Annotated in this window: 21 protein-coding genes and 2 pseudogenes; 16 read left to right on the top strand and 7 right to left on the bottom strand. The window is 49.1% G+C overall.

Going from position 1 to position 16391, the window contains the following annotated elements:
- Positions 1-16: 16 nt before the first annotated feature.
- Entirely contained in the window at positions 17-613 is a 597-nt protein-coding gene (locus IB196_RS14925; protein WP_087052922.1) for a phage repressor protein CI, read from the bottom strand.
- A gap of 95 nt (positions 614-708) precedes the next feature.
- On the opposite strand from IB196_RS14925, the gene IB196_RS14920 reads away from it, so the two are divergent.
- The 9 genes from IB196_RS14920 (at position 709) to IB196_RS14880 (ending at position 6115) form a co-directional block, all read left to right on the top strand.
- Positions 709-930, top strand: coding sequence for a regulator for prophage (locus IB196_RS14920; protein WP_004201303.1), 222 nt, complete (start codon positions 709-711; stop codon positions 928-930).
- A 32-nt stretch (positions 931-962) separates the two neighbouring features.
- Positions 963-1472, top strand: a complete 510-nt coding sequence (locus IB196_RS14915) for a phage regulatory CII family protein (protein ID WP_188231831.1) — start codon at positions 963-965, stop codon at positions 1470-1472.
- A gap of 7 nt (positions 1473-1479) precedes the next feature.
- Positions 1480-1680 carry a phage filamentation protein Fil family protein gene (locus IB196_RS14910; RefSeq protein WP_188231832.1) on the top strand — a complete coding sequence of 67 codons (201 nt, stop codon included), beginning with the start codon at positions 1480-1482 and terminating at the stop codon, positions 1678-1680.
- Positions 1644-1985 carry a DUF5347 family protein gene (locus IB196_RS14905; RefSeq protein WP_000963480.1) on the top strand — a complete coding sequence of 114 codons (342 nt, stop codon included), beginning with the start codon at positions 1644-1646 and terminating at the stop codon, positions 1983-1985. The genes IB196_RS14910 and IB196_RS14905 overlap by 37 nt, the downstream gene beginning before the upstream one ends.
- A gap of 67 nt (positions 1986-2052) precedes the next feature.
- Entirely contained in the window at positions 2053-2286 is a 234-nt protein-coding gene (locus IB196_RS14900; protein WP_001244238.1) for a DUF2732 family protein, read from the top strand.
- Positions 2286-2513 (top strand): TraR/DksA family transcriptional regulator, encoded by a 228-nt coding sequence (locus IB196_RS14895; protein WP_111465855.1) that lies wholly within the window; start codon positions 2286-2288, stop codon positions 2511-2513. Before IB196_RS14900 ends, IB196_RS14895 begins: the two co-directional genes overlap by 1 nt.
- The gene (locus tag IB196_RS14890) at positions 2510-3367 is read left to right on the top strand and encodes a DNA adenine methylase (protein WP_188231833.1); all 858 of its coding nucleotides are present in this window, start codon (positions 2510-2512) and stop codon (positions 3365-3367) included. The genes IB196_RS14895 and IB196_RS14890 overlap by 4 nt, the downstream gene beginning before the upstream one ends.
- Positions 3358-5769 carry a replication endonuclease gene (locus IB196_RS14885; RefSeq protein WP_188231834.1) on the top strand — a complete coding sequence of 804 codons (2412 nt, stop codon included), beginning with the start codon at positions 3358-3360 and terminating at the stop codon, positions 5767-5769. Before IB196_RS14890 ends, IB196_RS14885 begins: the two co-directional genes overlap by 10 nt.
- Positions 5770-5926: 157 nt before the next feature.
- On the top strand, positions 5927-6115 hold the full coding sequence (locus IB196_RS14880; RefSeq protein ID WP_101742980.1) for a hypothetical protein: 189 nt from the start codon (positions 5927-5929) through the stop codon (positions 6113-6115).
- Between the two features lie 68 nt (positions 6116-6183).
- Here IB196_RS14880 and IB196_RS14875 read toward each other — a convergent pair whose 3' ends face one another.
- Positions 6184-6483: a hypothetical protein gene (locus IB196_RS14875; protein ID WP_188231835.1), complete on the bottom strand. Its 300-nt coding sequence runs from the start codon at positions 6481-6483 to the stop codon at positions 6184-6186.
- A gap of 110 nt (positions 6484-6593) precedes the next feature.
- On the bottom strand, positions 6594-7400 hold the full coding sequence (locus tag IB196_RS14870) for a DUF6694 family lipoprotein (RefSeq protein ID WP_223236843.1): 807 nt from the start codon (positions 7398-7400) through the stop codon (positions 6594-6596).
- 505 nt (positions 7401-7905) lie between these two features.
- On the opposite strand from IB196_RS14870, the gene IB196_RS14865 reads away from it, so the two are divergent.
- The gene (locus IB196_RS14865; protein ID WP_188231837.1) at positions 7906-8724 is read left to right on the top strand and encodes a hypothetical protein; all 819 of its coding nucleotides are present in this window, start codon (positions 7906-7908) and stop codon (positions 8722-8724) included.
- A gap of 1 nt (position 8725) precedes the next feature.
- Entirely contained in the window at positions 8726-9472 is a 747-nt protein-coding gene (locus IB196_RS14860) for a hypothetical protein (RefSeq protein ID WP_188231838.1), read from the top strand.
- Between the two features lie 43 nt (positions 9473-9515).
- Here the strand turns inward: IB196_RS14860 and IB196_RS14855 are convergent, their stop codons facing one another.
- Together IB196_RS14855 and IB196_RS14850 are read right to left on the bottom strand one after the other, a co-directional pair.
- Positions 9516-10553, bottom strand: coding sequence for a phage portal protein (locus IB196_RS14855; RefSeq protein ID WP_188231839.1), 1038 nt, complete (start codon positions 10551-10553; stop codon positions 9516-9518).
- Positions 10553-11296 (bottom strand): annotated as a pseudogene (locus tag IB196_RS14850) (terminase family protein); the annotation flags it as partial. The gene IB196_RS14855 and the pseudogene IB196_RS14850, both read right to left, overlap by 1 nt.
- On the opposite strand from IB196_RS14850, the pseudogene IB196_RS14845 reads away from it, so the two are divergent.
- The 4 genes and pseudogenes from IB196_RS14845 to IB196_RS14830 form a co-directional block, all read left to right on the top strand.
- Positions 11296-11559 (top strand): annotated as a pseudogene (locus tag IB196_RS14845) (hypothetical protein); the annotation flags it as partial. The pseudogenes IB196_RS14850 and IB196_RS14845 overlap by 1 nt on opposite strands.
- Positions 11556-12041 carry a phage tail protein gene (locus IB196_RS14840; RefSeq protein ID WP_000980407.1) on the top strand — a complete coding sequence of 162 codons (486 nt, stop codon included), beginning with the start codon at positions 11556-11558 and terminating at the stop codon, positions 12039-12041. The pseudogene IB196_RS14845 and the gene IB196_RS14840, both read left to right, overlap by 4 nt.
- Positions 12038-13138, top strand: a complete 1101-nt coding sequence (locus IB196_RS14835) for a phage late control D family protein (protein ID WP_188231840.1) — start codon at positions 12038-12040, stop codon at positions 13136-13138. Before IB196_RS14840 ends, IB196_RS14835 begins: the two co-directional genes overlap by 4 nt.
- A gap of 67 nt (positions 13139-13205) precedes the next feature.
- On the top strand, positions 13206-13421 hold the full coding sequence (locus IB196_RS14830) for an ogr/Delta-like zinc finger family protein (protein WP_058842448.1): 216 nt from the start codon (positions 13206-13208) through the stop codon (positions 13419-13421).
- Positions 13422-13707: 286 nt separating this feature from the next.
- On the opposite strand, the gene IB196_RS14825 is transcribed toward IB196_RS14830, so the two are convergent.
- On the bottom strand, positions 13708-15393 hold the full coding sequence (locus tag IB196_RS14825; RefSeq protein ID WP_040233921.1) for an aspartate:alanine antiporter: 1686 nt from the start codon (positions 15391-15393) through the stop codon (positions 13708-13710).
- A gap of 269 nt (positions 15394-15662) precedes the next feature.
- Here IB196_RS14825 and IB196_RS14820 point away from each other — a divergent pair, with 269 nt between their 5' ends.
- On the top strand, positions 15663-16043 hold the full coding sequence (locus IB196_RS14820) for an inner membrane protein YbjM (protein ID WP_040233923.1): 381 nt from the start codon (positions 15663-15665) through the stop codon (positions 16041-16043).
- A 34-nt stretch (positions 16044-16077) separates the two neighbouring features.
- On the opposite strand, the gene IB196_RS14815 is transcribed toward IB196_RS14820, so the two are convergent.
- Positions 16078-16341 carry a GrxA family glutaredoxin gene (locus IB196_RS14815; RefSeq protein WP_188231841.1) on the bottom strand — a complete coding sequence of 88 codons (264 nt, stop codon included), beginning with the start codon at positions 16339-16341 and terminating at the stop codon, positions 16078-16080.
- Positions 16342-16391: the final 50 nt, after the last annotated feature.

Below are 16391 nucleotides of genomic sequence, written 5' to 3'. Positions count from 1 at the left end.
AAATCCTTTTACCATATCAATTTGAAACAGTTGTGCTTCTTACATATGCGATCACTTCTATATCTGCAAAAGCACATTCAAAACTATTATCTGTAGTGGAAATTTTAATCATGCCCTTAGGCAATCTGGTGATGAGTCTGATGGAATAAGTTCCATCAATGTTGATCAACCAGTGCCCATCAAGCACTTCTGTAAATTTTTGCTCACAGATGTATGTAGTAGGTCCGTCGAGAACAACAATCGGGGCAGAAAGCTTCGCAGGAAGAAATGACGCGTCAAAAACATATGAGCCATCTTCAACCATTTTTCCCGCAACCAGACGAAACTTCACGAGCTCTTCGGTGGTTGCTGTTTGAGAACTTAGTTTAAGGCCTTGCCCGGTGGTTAACCAATTGAGTGAAGTGCCTGTTTCGAGGGCACACTGAATTATCCAATCTGCGGGAAAGGTATCTCGCATGTATCTATTAGCCAAAGTGCTTTTTGACACTTCTAAGTGGTCAGCAAGGGCCTGCCGTGTCGTAAACCCATATGCCTCGACCAATCGCTCAATCGCAGCCTTGCCACCCTGATTGGGATTTATTTTGATCTCATTTGGGTACTTTGATGTTGACATATCTCTTATGCGATCCTAGTATCAATTTCGTTCCCATTTGGGGACTTGTCACGATTACTACCGGCTCACCACAAGCCAATAGGAGATGTTGCATCATGACCCCTAACATTTCAATCACTCTGAATACACCGCATGTCACAATTGAACGCTATAGCGAGCTAACAGGACTACCTGTAGACACCATTAACGACATGCTCGCTGATGGTCGTTTGCCTCGCCACCGTCTGCGTAAGGACAAGAAGCGCGAGAAAGTGATGATTAATATCGTCGCGCTGACGGTTGATGCGCTTTCTGATTGCAATGTCGCTATTAGTTAGTTCCATTTTGAGATACATCGGAGTTTCTTGCTATGTTTGACTATCGAGTTTCCAAACACCCGCATTTCGATGATGCCTGCCGTGCCTTTGCCTTACGTCATAACATGGCGAAGTTGGCAGAACGCGCTGGCATGAATGTCCAGACGCTGCGCAACAAGCTAAACCCGGAGCAACCGCATCTACTTACGCCGCCGGAGATCTGGCTGCTGACTGATATCACAGAAGACTCAACGCTGGTTGACGGTTTTCTGGCTCAAATCCATTGCCTGCCGTGCGTACCATTGAATGAAGTGGCAAAAGAGAACCTGCCACATTACGTCATGAGTGCAACTGCGGAGATTGGGCGTGTAGCTGCAGGCGCAGTATCCGGTGATGTGAAAACCAGTGCAGGTCGCCGCGATGTTATCAACAGCATCAACGCTGTTACACGCCTTATGGCCCTCACTGCAGTTTCATTGCACGCGCGTTTGCAGGCGAATCCGGCGATGGCAAGTGCAGTAGATACCGTAACGGGCCTCGGTGCTTCGTTCGGTCTGATCTGAGGTGGTTATGCTGACTAAAGAACCCTCTTTTGCATCACTTCTCGTTAAGCAAAGTCCTGCAATGCACTGCGGTCATGGCTGGATAATGGGGAAGGGTGGCAAGCGCTGGCACCCGTGCCGCTCTCAGGATGCGCTGCTGGTTGAACTGTCTACTAAAAAGCAGGAGAAACCATGGCTATTGAAGGCGATGCTGCGACTGTTCCGCTAAGTGCTGGCCTCCGCCTTAATGGGTTAAACCACATCGCGGAATTAAGGGCGAAAGTGTTTGGCTTAAATATTGATTCAGAACTGGAGCGCTTTATTAGCGATATGCGGGACCAACGGGATATTAACCATGAGCAGAATAAACGCGCATTAGCTGCAATATTCTTTATGGCAAAGATTCCGGCGGAACGTCATAGCGTCAATGTTAGTGAGCTGACGACTGACGAAAAGCGGGAGCTGATTAAAGCAATGAACCATTTCCGTACAGTGGTGAGTTTATTTCCAAATCGGCTAGCCATGCCGAATTAATTCACAACCGAAATTAAAGGCGTAAACCCGCCGGGCATCTTATTGCCCAAATTCAGGAGAAACAACAATGCGAAATATTGAAACCCGAATCACCAAAACAGGACCAGATGATGCTGGCCTTAACCAGATGCTGACTGATGCGCGCATGGAAGAACGCCGTGCACGTGCTGCGGCAATGGCAGCCCGTCTTGATAGCCTGGCTTGCCATATCACGTCACGCCAGCTTAATCACGTTGAAGCGGCGGAGCTGCTGCGTATTGCGGCTGAAAACATTCAGAACGAAGCGCAGGAGATCCACTGATGGCTGATTCAATGGACCTTGTACAGCAGCGCGTTGAAGAAGAACGTCAGCGCCACATCCACACCGCCCGCAACAGAACGCCGGGCGTTTCCCGTGTGCTTTGCATTGATTGTGATGCACCGATCCCGCCAGCTCGCCGCCGCGCCATTCCGGGCGTGCAGTGCTGTATCACTTGTCAGGAAATTGCAGAGCTGAAAGGCAAACATTACATAGGGGGGGCTGTATGAGCACCATCCTGAAATGGGCGGGAAATAAAACCGCAATAATGCCGGAACTGATTAAACACCTTCCTGCGGGCCTGCGACTGGTTGAACCTTTCGCGGGTTCCTGTGCTGTGATGATGGCGACAGACTATCCTCATTATCTTGTCGCGGATATTAATCCAGACCTGATTAATCTCTATCAGGTGATTAAGAATGATGTTGAATACTTCATCAAAGAGGGCCGATACCTTTTTGAAGCCCGTAATGATTCAGAGGCATATTATAAGACGAGACAGGAGTTTAACTTGCGCCATGGTGGCGCAATTGAACGCGCATTGTATTTCTTATATTTAAATCGCCATGGTTATCGCGGACTGTGTCGCTATAACTTGAAAGGTTATTTTAATGTTCCTTACGGTAATTATAAAAAACCGTACTTCCCTGAAAATGAAATATGCGCTTTTGCCGAGAAAGCAAAACGCGCAACGTTTATCTGCGCCAGCTATGACGAGACGCTGGCACTGCTGCAGACGGGGGATGTGGTTTATTGTGATCCGCCATATGACGGAACGTTTACCGGTTATCACACCGATGGTTTTACAGAGGATGACCAGTATCATCTGGCGTCAATTCTTGAGCGCCGGTCATCAGAAGGTCATCCGGTTATCGTGTCCAACAGCGACACATCCCTGACTCGCTCCCTTTATCGTAATTTCACCCATCACCGTATAACCGCTAAGCGCAGCATGGGCGTGGCTGCCGGTGATAGTAAAACTGCAGTAGAAACCATCGCCACAAAATCAGCATGCTGGTTTGGTGTTGATTTGGCGTCTGGTCCTGATATCTCGGTGGAAGCTGAGGTGCGGGCGTGGCAGTGAGTAAATTCACATTACATCATGCACAAACCACCGGCGACTCGAATGAGGCCGCCGTGGCTTTTCCATGGAATGCCCCAAAAAAAGCGGTTAACCCGTATCTGGACCCGGCGGAAGTTGCGCCGGAGTCTGCGCTTTCAAACCTCATCACTCTGTACGCTGCGGATAACGAGCAGGAGCATCTGCGCCATGAGGCGTTGAGTGATGAGGTTTGGGAACGCTATTTCTTTAATGAATCCCGTGATCCTGTCCAGCGTGAAATTGAACAGGATCGGCTGATTAGCCATGCCAAAATGGCCCGCGAACAGCAGCGCGTTAATCCCGATTTGGTGATTATTGCCGATGTAAGCGCCATGCCTGCCCATATCAGCAAACCTTTGCTGGAGCGGATTAAATACTTCCATAGCTTGGGACGTCCTAAAGCGTATTCCCGCTATCTGCGCGAAACAATCAGACCGTGTCTTGAGCGGCTGGAGCGCGTGCGTGACAGCCAGGTGTCTGCGTCTTTCCGGTTCATGGCGAGCCAGGACGGGCTGGAGGGGCTGCTGGTATTGCCTGAAATGAATCAGGAACAGGTCAAACGTCTGTCCACGTTGGTTGCGGCACATATGAGCATGTGTCTTTATGCGACCTGCGGTGATGTGTTTGTCAGTGACGATGTTAAACCAGAAGAAATCCGTAAGGCATGGGAAAGGGTTGCTGCAGAAGCCATGCGCCTTGAGGTAATTCCGCCAGCATTTGAGAAGCTGCGCCGTAAGAAACGCCGCCGCAAGCCGGTGCCTTACGAGCTGATCCCGCCGTCGCTGGCGCGCATGCTGTGTGCGGACTGGTGGTATCGCAAATTGTGGCAGATGCGCTGCGAGTGGCGGGAGGAGCAACTGCGCGCCGTCTGCCTGGTCAACAAGAAAGCGTCCCCGTATGTCAGCTATGAAGCCGTGATCCACAAACGCGAGCAGCGCCGCAAATCGCTGGAGTTCTTCCGCTCGCATGAGCTGGTCAACGAAGACGGTGACACGCTGGACATGGAAGATGTGGTGAACGCCAGCAACAGCAACCCGGCGCACCGCCGTAATGAAATGATGGCCTGTGTTAAGGGACTGGAGCTGATCGCGGAAATGCGCGGAGACTGCGCGGTGTTTTATACCATCACCTGCCCGTCACGCTTCCACGCAACCCTCAACAACGGCAGACCTAATCCGAAATGGACCAGCGCCACGGTCCGGCAGAGCAGTGACTATCTGGTTGATACATTCGCCGCTTTCCGCAAGGCCATGCACAAAGCCGGGCTGCGCTGGTACGGCGTCCGCGTTGCAGAGCCGCACCATGACGGCACTGTGCACTGGCATCTTCTGTGCTTTATGCGCAAAAAAGACCGTCGTTCCATCACCGCGCTGCTGCGTAAGTTTGCCATCCGTGAAGACCGCGAGGAGCTGGGCACCAATACCGGACCGCGCTTCAAGTCCGATCTAATCAACCCGCGCAAGGGCACACCGACAAGCTACATCGCCAAATACATCAGTAAGAACATCGACGGGCGCGGGCTGGCTAAAGAAATCAGCAAAGAAACCGGCAGATCACTGCGTGACAGCGCCGAGCATGTCAGCGCCTGGGCGTCACTGCACCGTGTCCAGCAATTTCGTTTCTTTGGTATTCCGGGGCGCCAGGCATACCGCGAGCTGCGCTTGCTGGCTGGTCAGGCGGCGAGAGTACAGGGCGAACGTAAAGCGGGTGCGCCGGTACTGGATAACCCGCGTCTGGATGCGGTACTGGCAGCTGCAGATGCGGGTTGCTTTGCCACCTACATCATGAAGCAGGGCGGTGTACTGGTTCCCCGCAAACATCACCTTGTCCGCACGGCTTATGAGCTTAACGACGAACCGAGCGCCTACGGCGATCACGGTATCCGTATCTATGGCATCTGGTCCCCGATTGTAGAGGGCAAGATTTGCACGCACGCGATGAAGTGGAAAAAGGTTCGTAAGGCCGTTGACGTTCAGGAGGCGGCAGCCGACCAGGGCGCTTGCGCCCCTTGGACTCGTGGCAATAACTGTCCCCCTGTTGAAAATCTGAACAAATCAGGGGGTGATTTACCCGATATTAAAACCATGGATGAGAAGGAGATGCAGGAATATCTCCACAATATGAGCCAGAAGGAACGGCGAGAGCTGACAGCCAGGTTAAGACTGGTGAAACCGAAACGGAAAAAGGCTTACAAACTGAATATATCGGATCAGCAGCGCCTGCAGCTCAAGGCAGAACTGAGCTCCAGAGGGGTTGCGGGCAATGAGTCAGAGATTGACCTGCTTCTGCGCGGTGGAAGTATTCCTTCAGGTGCCGGGTTGAGAATCTTTTATCGTAACCAGCGGCTGCAGGAAGATGACAAATGGCGGCAGTGGTACAGCTGACGCGGGTTTAACAATTTGTGCTTTCTTGATCAGCATCAGATCATCCAATTGACTGACAAAAAACAGTTTTACTTTTGTTAGTTCCTATTATACTGTAATTATAAACAGTGGATATATATACAGTATTTGTATATCCGTGGTAGTGATAGGAGGGAAAATGCAGGATTATCTTTTGGAGTCGTTGAAGCTCCAGCGCATTGATTTTTTTATCAAGCTTGTAGCGGCTAGTGAGTGCAGCGACGAAGAAAAACGTCTCGCTATCCAGTGGGTTTCTGAACTGACCGATGAACTGATGGCGAAAATTCGCAGCCATGAATACAGCAGGTCGATGGATGTAATCAGTTGAGCTGTGTCCTGAGTGCCCTTGATAGGATAACCGAAAAGGGGCATTAAGCCCCTTTCTCATAAGTTGATTTAGTTGTTCCCCAAAGAGCCAGCCATGGCTGCATATTTAATTTCGTCGGCGGGTATTTCAGGATGTAGTTGGATTTGCCTGATGACATAGCTAGGAACCTCATCACCCCATAGTTTAGCCGCATCCTTGCAGACTTTATACGCGAAGTCTCTATGCTCAAAGGCATAGGATTTTCCGTATGCGTATTGCTGACAAGCATGGACATAAGCTCCGAAGTCACCGTCTTTATCCGGCAAAGCACATCCAGCCAGAGCTATGATGATTGCTACTAACGTAAAGGGGAGAGTTATATGTTTCATGGTATCTTTCTAAGCATTTGGTATTATTTAACTAAGGATTACTTGCAAGTGCCTGGTAGTCCCCAAGATATATTCTTAGGGACTATGCTGTATCAGCTTTAATCACGACCTTATTTAGAAAGGTACTTTTCTCTAAGTTGATTCAGTCTATCAGCATCGCGTTCTGAAAACTCGGCGTCACCATAGATCGATTTTCCATCTGCGTCTTCAAGGCCAGTAACTGTGACGGTAAATACTGCATCAGCCGGAACCTCAAGTTTTCCCCAATCAGAGAACCTATTAGGGGCTAATTTCCAGTTGGCTTTCTCACTTGGTTCCAGACCTCCAGAAATTTTATAGTTGAAGACATCAGAGAACCAAGGGACGCTTCTTCCTGGGCTTGCAATCACTCCTTTAAAGAATACTCTAGCAACCGCTTTGTCTGTTCCGTTTTCAACGCTAATATCCAGAATTGGCTGGTCATTGCCGTAATTCTCTTTCTGGAAATAAAAACGGGAGCGTTCGACCTTGAAGGCTTTCATTTTTTCAGCTGCCTGTGCCGCCGAGGTTTGTTTGGCTTCCAGTTCTTTTATTTCTTGCAGAGCCTGTTCTTTCTCCCTCCTCTCACGCTCAAGGCGAATAGTTTCTGCGTAATTTATAACCTCATCACCAGTTTTACCTTCCAGCGCTGTCTTAATTTTAGTTTCGTAAACGTCTCCAGAAGACGCTCCAGCTTGCATTAGCTCTCTCATGTTGATTTGGCTAAAGGCAACGACTTTAACCGCATCATCAAACTGAGTTTTTTTATCTGCAGGTAAGGACTCCCTTACCTTTTGAATAGACTCTTTCATCGACTGATCGCTTGATGCATCGATCTTCGGTTTGTCACAAGCAGTAAGCAGCAGAGCAAGAACAATTACGCCAGTTAATTTCTTCATATCCCTATCCCAATCGTAAACAAACAAGACTAATCCTAACAGGATTAGCTGGCATGACAAACCCGTAGCCATATCATGTGCCAAGGTGTGCTGTGCAAGCTACTGGTCTGAGAAAACCTGTACGGATCCTCATGTTGAAACTTGAAGATCCTGTTAGCTTTAAGATGGAATCAGTTACTTGAAAGAGCTGACGCTAGTGCATATAAGATGGCTGATGTTCTATGACTCGTTTCACTGTTCTACCGATTTCCATTTCATGCATGTCTATGCCGCATGAAATCGCATGATCGTTTGAGGATCGTTTTTGCTGAGGCCCGCCAGAACTGGCGGGCTTTTGCTTATGTCATGCACCTGCATGAAAACCGCTACATAAAGCGGGCAGGCGTGGCGGGGATACGAGCGCGCGCCACTCCTTTTAGGGATGAGTGGTTCAAAAACTTTTATAGGTATGTTAATTTAAGAATACTCTTAAAGTTGAGCATCTTATTCTTCTCAAGGAAAGAAAATGCGTGTTAATTACGATGTCATAATTAAAAGTGGTGATGATGAAGTTGACATGGAATATGGCCTAGACACTCTTGCTGGAACTGCAGAAGTTACCTGCCTATTGGCAGAGGCGATACTTAGGAAAGTAATAATAAAGAGACGTAGCCATGTAAATCCGGCTAGAGCAGTACTAAAGAAAAATTTTATCGGTTCTTATGGTCAAAACTTTGATTTGGTTATTAACGAAGCTGAATTGATTTCAGAGCTTCGTAAAATTTCAAAACCAGTTTTTAATGAAGTGATGAGTTACTTTATTTCCCAGTCTCTATATTTAGAAACTCGTGAACTCTCCGATGAAGCGGAAGAAGTGGTTAAAGGACTTTCGGATATCGAGGATGAATTGATTTGTCGCATCAGAGCGCCGCTAAAAAGAATGCATGAAATTAATATTAAGAAAAACTATAATATTGAATTGAATTTTAAGCAGCGTGCACATGATAAAAAGAAAGTGATTGAACTAGACACATCTACTGCAACTAATTTATTCAAGTCACGAGTTTCAAAAAGAACAGAAGTGATTAGAGCATATATTACTCGTTTTAATGCACGTACAGGAAACGGTAGGCTTGTTCTTGAAGGGGAAAATGATACTGTCGCGTTTGGTTTTTACAGCCCATTACGAGTGATAATTCCTGATCAAAAAAGAATGATTTCAGCGAATTTACATGTAAATAATCCACCACCGACATCTGGCTATAACTATCTTGACTTAACTGTAAGTAGAGTAAGGATTAATAGCGGTGAGACTGTTAAATATTTAGTACATACGGTACAGTAATATGTTGAAGACGATTTGCTTAGCATTAATAATAATTGCTTGGGGAGTTTACTCTCTTAAGTTCGGTGTTGGGTATTTAAGTACTCAGAATGCTGATGTTTGGGGACAGTTTGGGGACTTCATGGGGGGAGTCCTTAATCCTATTCTTAGCTTTATTTCCATATGCTTGCTAATTCGATCTGTAACGTTACAAGTGCAATCTAACACAACATTAGCTCAGGAAATTAAAAGGCAGGAGTTACTTGAGGATTATAAGAAGTTCGAGGTGAGATTTTTTAGTCTTATAGAAGCTCAGGAGTCGAATTATAGTAAATTTCGAATTCTTATAGATGATGGTGCTGATAATGATGATCATCATGAGGATGGAAAGACTAGTAATTCTGCTATAACTGAATATAGAGCTAATAATGCAGTAACTTATATCGATGATAATTTGTGTCTCTTAGTTAAAGGCGGTATAGACGACGAAAGAATTATCTCATGGTTGGAATGTTTGGATGTTGATGATCAATTTTTTTCATTGGTTAGAAGATTTTATCTTTTAGTGAAGCTCATAGATGATAAAATTGATGTTGCAAAAAAAGAGGAACAGTATGAGTTGTTAATCAATTTAACAGATGAACGACTTTTAACTATTATCGTAATTATTTGCACCTACTTTAATTGGGAAAATGTGAGTTATATAAAAAACAGTGGGATATTAAAACAAGCTAAAATGGATGACTATATAACTAATTATCTGAAATGAATGCCTTAAACACTGTGTTTACAGTGTTTAAGGTTTAATTTATTTACTCTTCAAGAGTATATTGTGCAAATTTGATGATCTCATCTCCAAGCCAAGTATTGATTTCCTTCACTCGCTCTTGTAAATAAATCAGCTCGTTGCGAACAAAAACTCGACTCGCTTTCTCCACATCTCCAAATCCCCCAACATTACTCGGCATGATCCCCATCATCTGCGGCGGCACACGGTGCGCCGCCATCATGTCATCACGGCTCACGTTCTTTATGTTCAGAAATTCATCCTTTGCTGCCACTTCTGACAGTGGGATTATCTGAATGCCGTCTTTTTTGCCGTTGGGTGAGTACATAAACAGGTTGCGGAAGTTGCCCGGTCCTTTGGCGCTTTTCATCGCCTGGCGGATGTTGTTTACGTCCTCCTGGTTCTGCGCAGCGTCGGTCATGTACATGATGAAGCCCGCATGGCTACCGTTGATGTAGTACTTCCGGCGGAACAGTGTGGCGGACTCATTCAGCAGGGCGGAAGGGATGGCGGACAAGTATTCCGGCAGACCGTAAATCTCCTGGTTCAGGTCCGGCTCCATCAGGTGAAAGATGCTGCCTTTGGTGAACTCGTAGGGCTGTGTGGTCATGCCGTATTGCACAAACCAGTAGGTATCGAGATCGATCCCGCGGCGGGTATATTTCGCCAGTGATGGTTCCAGTGACAGAATGCCGCCCAGCCGATTCGTCCGTTTCTCCAGGTAGGCGTTACCAAACACCAGATAATCCTGTACGAAGCGGCTGAATGCCTGCTGGCTCAGTAACGGGTGCGGGATAAACGTGCTGGTCAGGATGTTGCGCTTCACCGCAATTGGTGAGCTGTGATGCACGGCGGCGCGATAGGTGCGGGCCAGGCCGTCAAAGCTGACTGGCGGCTCATACCACCTGCCCATCTGCACACATTCAACATAGTCCAGCAGTTCGCGGCGGTCCAGTACTGGGATCGGATCGCCAAAGCTGAAAGACTCAGCAGTTACGCCTGCGTTTTTAGGCGCCGTATCTTCTGTTGGCATTGTGTTGGTTAAGCCTTCGAGTTCACTCATCAAAAAATCTCCACAATATTGCTGGTATTGGCGGATTCGCCCTGCAGCGGTTCGTTAAACAGAGCGTGCATCGTTGCCCAGGCCAAATCTGCGTGGCTGGCTTCTTCGCTGCGGCTCGCTTCGTAGGTAGGGCGGTTGCCACTGGCGGTAGTGGCACGGCGGATTGCCATAAAGGACTGCGCAATATCGGTGTGCCCGGCGTCAAACTCCAGACGACGGTGGTTGATAATGTCGTACGCCTTGAGCACCAGGGCATTTTTGACGTTGGGGTTGTAGACAAACTCCCGCACGGCAGGAAAGAACGCTTTTACGTTTTCATAAACGCCGTGCCCAACGCCGGTCGAGTCGATGCCGATATAAGTCACGTTGTACTGCTGCGTCAGCTTTTTGATGGCATCAGCCTGGGCGCGGAAGTCCATCCCGCGCCACTGATGACGCTCCAGGATGCGGAACTTTCCGCCAGGTACAGTGGGTGGCGCCATAACCACACAGCCTGCGCTGTCACCGTTCTGCGTACCTTTCGCCGGGTCGTAACCGATCCAGACTTCCCGCCAGCCAAACGGGCGCAGCGCCAGCGCCTGAAAATCGGTCCAGACTTCCCAGCTGTCCACCATGCACGCCTGCAGCTCGCTGAGCGGGAATACTGACGCCAGATCGTCAATAAATTCGCACATCAGCAGGTTCTGGTATTCGTCCGGGCTGTACTCCATGCGCAGTTGGTCCAGGTCGAACAGGTTACAGCCTAGCTGCGACACCTGCAGAAGCGGCTCCGCTTCATCCGTTCAGTCTGCCTGCGAGGGCATACCAGACGCAGCCTGTTAAGGCGGACGGCCCGCCGTCAGTTATTCGTTATGAGATAAATGCGCCCATTCATATTGTCGCGCAGCCGGGACAGAGTGCGCAGGATATTGCCCGTGAAGTGGCACGCCAGCTTGACGAGCGGGAACGCAGGGCCAGGGCAAAAGCGCGCAGCAATTTCAGCGATCAGGGGGGGTATGAATCATGATGATGGTGCTGGGTTTATATGTATTTATGCTGCGCACTGTCCCTTATCAGGAACTGCAGTATCAGCGCAGCTGGCGACATGCCGCCAACAGCCGGGTGAACCGCCGTCCGTCAACGCAGTTTCTTGGCCCGGATAACGATTCACTGACACTGTCCGGGGTTCTGTTGCCGGAAGTCACCGGGGGCAGGCTGTCATTGCTGGCGCTGGAGTTGATGGCAGAACAGGGCAAAGCCTGGCCTTTGATTGAAGGCAGCGGAACCATTTACGGCATGTTTGTTATTGAGAGTCTGAGCCAGACAAAGACGGAGTTTTTTGCCAGCGGCATGCCCAGGCGCATTGAGTTTACGATCACCCTCAAACGGGTTGATGAGTCGCTGTCTGACATGTTCGGGAGTCTGAGTGACCAGCTCAGCAACCTGCAGGACTCTGCTGCCTCTGCGATTGGGGGGATTAAAAACACGGTAGGAGGATTGCTGCAGTGAACGTTAATTCTGATTTTCTGAATCTGCACAGCAAAAGCCCGGCATTCAGTATCGTCATTGAAGGTAAGGACGTGACGACCGTGCTGGATACCCGCCTGATGAGTCTGACGCTGACGGATAACCGGGGCTTTGAAGCGGACCAGCTTGATCTGGAGCTGGACGACGCCGACGGGCTGATCGCCCTGCCGCGACGTGGGGCAGTGATTCAGCTGGCGCTGGGCTGGAAAGGCCAGCCGCTTTTCCCTAAAGGGGCTTTTACTGTGGATGAAATTGAACACAGCGGTGCCCCTGACCGGCTGACCATCCGGGCGCGTAGCGCAGATTTCCGTGAAACTCTCAATACACGGCGCGAAAAATCATGGCATCAGACAATGGTGGGGGAGGTGGTAAAGGAAATCGCCGCCCGGCATAACCTCAAAATGGTGCTGGGTAAAGACCTGACGGATAAGGCGCTGGATCATCTGGACCAGACCAATGAAAGCGATGCAAGTTTTCTGATGAAACTGGCGAGACAGTATGGGGCGATTGCTTCCGTTAAGGACGGAAATCTGCTGTTTATCCGGCAGGGACAGGGAAGAACGGCGAGCGGCAAGCCGCTGCCGGTTATCACCATCACGCGCAAAGCCGGTGACAGTCATCGGTTTACCCTTGCTGATCGTGGTGCCTATACCGGTGTTATTGCCAGCTGGTTGCATACGCGTGAACCCGGGAAAAAAGAGACAACCAGTGTTAAGCGCCGTCGAAAGAAAACCACCACACCCAAAGAGCCGGAAGCAAAACAGGGAGATTATCTGGTGGGAACGGATGAAAACGTGCTGGTTCTTAATCGTACCTATGCTAATCGGAGCAATGCAGAGCGCGCAGCAAAAATGCAGTGGGAACGCCTGCAGCGTGGGGTTGCTTCATTTTCCCTGCAGCTCGCTGATGGGCGGGCTGATCTCTATACGGAAATGCCGGTGAAGGTGGCGGGGTTTAAGCAGCCGATCGATGATGCAGAATGGACCATCACTACCCTGACGCATTCTGTCAGCCCGGATAATGGATTTACGACCAGCATGGAGCTTGAAGTGAAAATAGATGAGTTCGCAATGGAATGATTAGTTCCAAATTGCGAACAATGATGTATCATTATTGCGAACTGGTTAATAGTGAGGGCTGATTATTATGATGAATTGTCCTATGTGTGGGCAGGCCGCACATACCCGAAGCAGCTTCCAGGTTTCCAATGAAACTAAAGAACGCTACAACCAGTGCACTAACATCGAGTGCGGGCATACTTTCGTGACGCATGAGACTTTTGTGCGCTCAGTATGCCGACCTCAAAAAATCAGCGCAGCACCGCCTCATCCAAAAGGTATGCAGGAACAATTTGCTTACTAATACTGACCCGCCGCTGGCGGGTTTTTTACGTCTGATGCCGCCATAACAAAAACGCTGTCGCCACTTTGTCGCCACACATGAAAAAGAAGTTATCTAAGTGGTTGATTGGAAGGGGGCTGAATTTCAGGCAACAAAAAACCCATCAACCTTGAACCAAAACGGCGGGGTTGATGGGCTCCACAAATTGGGGACATCAAAGAAAAGCAGTGGCAATAGTTATGACTGACGCCTTTAAGAAAAGTTCTGCTTACCTGCAAAAATTTTCATTAAAAGCAAAAAAACAGTTCTAACCGATGCCAGGCCAGATGATGACGATGAGTGTCCCCGCCAGCGTCAACAGAACGTTAGCAATCGCGTATGTGCCCGCATAGCCTAAAGCAGGAATGTTGCTGCGCGCGGTATCACTGATGATTTCCATTGCTGGCGCACAGGTACGCGCCCCCATCATCGCCCCGAACAGCAGGGCCCGGTTCATGCGCAATACATAAGCCCCAAACAAGAAACAGATGATTACTGGAACCAGGCTGACAATCAGACCCGAAATCAGCATTTGGCCACCCACTGCGCCGAGGCCATTACCAATGCCGCTACCTGCGCTTAAGCCGACACCAGCCATAAAGACCATCAGGCCAAACTCTTTGACCATGTTCAGCGCACCTTGAGGGATGTAGCCAAACGTTGGATGGTTAGCACGCAGGAATCCCAGCATAATTCCGGCGAAGAGCAATCCGGCCGCGTTGCCGATACCGAAGCTGAAGTTACTGAACTGGAAGGTGATCATCCCGATCATCAGGCCAATAATAAAGAATGCGCAGAAAGCCAGCAGATCGGTCACCTGGCTGTGAATTGAAATAAAGCCGATACGATCGGCAATGGTTTTCACACGGCGCGCATCGCCACTGACCTGTAATACATCGCCTTTATTAAGTACGACGTTGTCGTCAATGGGCATCTCGATCTGGCTGCGGATCACGCGGTTCAGGAAGCAGCCATGGTCGGTCAGCTTCAACTGAGCCAGACGACGACCTACGGCATTGTGGTTTTTCACCACAATCTCTTCAGTGACGATACGCATATCGAGCAGATCGCGATCGAACACCTCTTTACCGTTACGGAAGCTGGGGTCGAGGCGAGCATGTGCATCCGGGTAGCCCACTAAGGCAATTTCATCGCCCATTTGCAGCACTGCGTCACCGTCCGGGTTGGCCAGAATACCGTTGCGGCGGATACGTTCAATATAACAACCGGTCTGGCGGTAGATGCCCAGCTCGCGCAGATTTTTCCCGTCAGCCCATGCAACCAGTTCCGGGCCGACACGGTAGGCGCGGATCACCGGTAGATAAACCTTACGGTTGGCGTCAGTGTCGAGCCCACGCTCACGCGCGATTTGTTGGGCGCTGGTTTGCAGATCCTGATGCTGCAGTTTTGGCAGATAGCGCGCGCCAACAATCAGACTGACCAACCCAATTAAATAGGTGAGGGCGTAACCGAGGCTCAGGTTATCAAGGGCGGTGGATAGCTGTGTACCTTCCATCCCTGAATGGCGCAACGTATCGCCCGCGCCGACCAGAACGGGCGTAGACGTCATTGAACCAGCCAACATGCCTGCCGTCAGGCCGATATCCCAGCCAAATAGCTTACCCAGTCCCAGGGCGATCAGCAGTGCACTACCGACCATCACCAGTGCAAGCATCAGGTAATTTTTCCCATCCCGAAAAAAAATCGAAAAAAAGTTGGGACCGGCTTCCACCCCGACACAAAAAATAAACAGCATAAAGCCAAGATTTAATGCGTCAGTGTTAATACTAAAGTGCTGCTGACCTAATAATAGGGAGACCACTAAAACGCCAATGGAATTACCGAGTTGGACTGAACCCAGGCGTAATTTACCCAGACACAGGCCCAGAGCCAGGACCACAAATAATAACAGGATGTAATTCCCATTTAACAAATCTGCGACGTTTATATTCACGGAGGCTAACTTCTTGTTTACTAGTAAGCTATTGAAAGAAATGGCAATTTACGCTAATGTTTTTGCCAGAAATTAAGGGGCGACAGCATCGTACACAGCCCCAAATAATGCAGCACGACAATATATGCGGCTAGTTTAATCTCATTACGTATCAACGGCTATAAGAATCGTGTGGGTGTGTTTTTGGCATGGAATGCCGAGTAACTTTATCTGACTGGACGCCTACGGGCGAAAAGAGTGTTCGATAGAGAGGATGTCAGGAGGAACGATTGAAACATAAGCAAAGTTGGGCGGGTGCGATCTGCTGCTTTGTGCTCTTTATTGTAGTGTGTCTTTCATTGACGCTGAATATGAAAGGCGCATTTAGAGCGGCTGGGCATCCTGAGGTCGGGTTGTTGTTTTTTATTCTGCCTGGCGCTGTGGCAAGCTTTTTCTCCCACCGTCGCGAGGTGCTCAAACCCCTTCTTGGTGCAATACTGGCAGCGCCGTGCTGTTTGTTACTGATGCGGTTCGTTTTTATGCCGACGCGTTCGCTGTGGCAAGAGCTGGCATGGTTGTTCAGTGCAGTGTTTTGGTGTGCGCTTGGGGCATTGTGTTTTTTATTTATCAGTAGCTTATTCAACCAGCGTCAGCGGCGGAAAAAAAACTGATGACGCCCTCCAGCGGAGGGCGTAGAAACAGTTATCAGGCGAACAGATTCATATTCTCTTTTGCCCACGCTTCAAAATCCGTGCAGCCGCCGATGTGTTGTTGATCAACGAAAATCTGCGGAACGGTTTCAACTGGCTTACCTACCGTTTTTTCCAGATCTGCTTTAGTAATACCTTCGGCATGGATATCAATGTAGCGGAAGTTAAAATCGTCATGCTCATTGCCTAATTTTTCTGCTAATTCTTTTGCGCGCACGCAATACGGGCACCCTGGGCGACCAAAAATAACGGCAAACATCTCTCTCTCCTCGAGCTTATCAGGCCGGATGGCAATACTTGTTATGATGC

It is taken from the genome of Citrobacter sp. C6_1 (genome assembly GCF_014596835.2).
Taxonomy (GTDB): domain Bacteria; phylum Pseudomonadota; class Gammaproteobacteria; order Enterobacterales; family Enterobacteriaceae; genus Citrobacter; species Citrobacter pasteurii.
The sequence above is the reverse complement of the archived record's forward strand: the minus strand, read 5'-3'. Positions and strand labels throughout refer to the sequence as shown.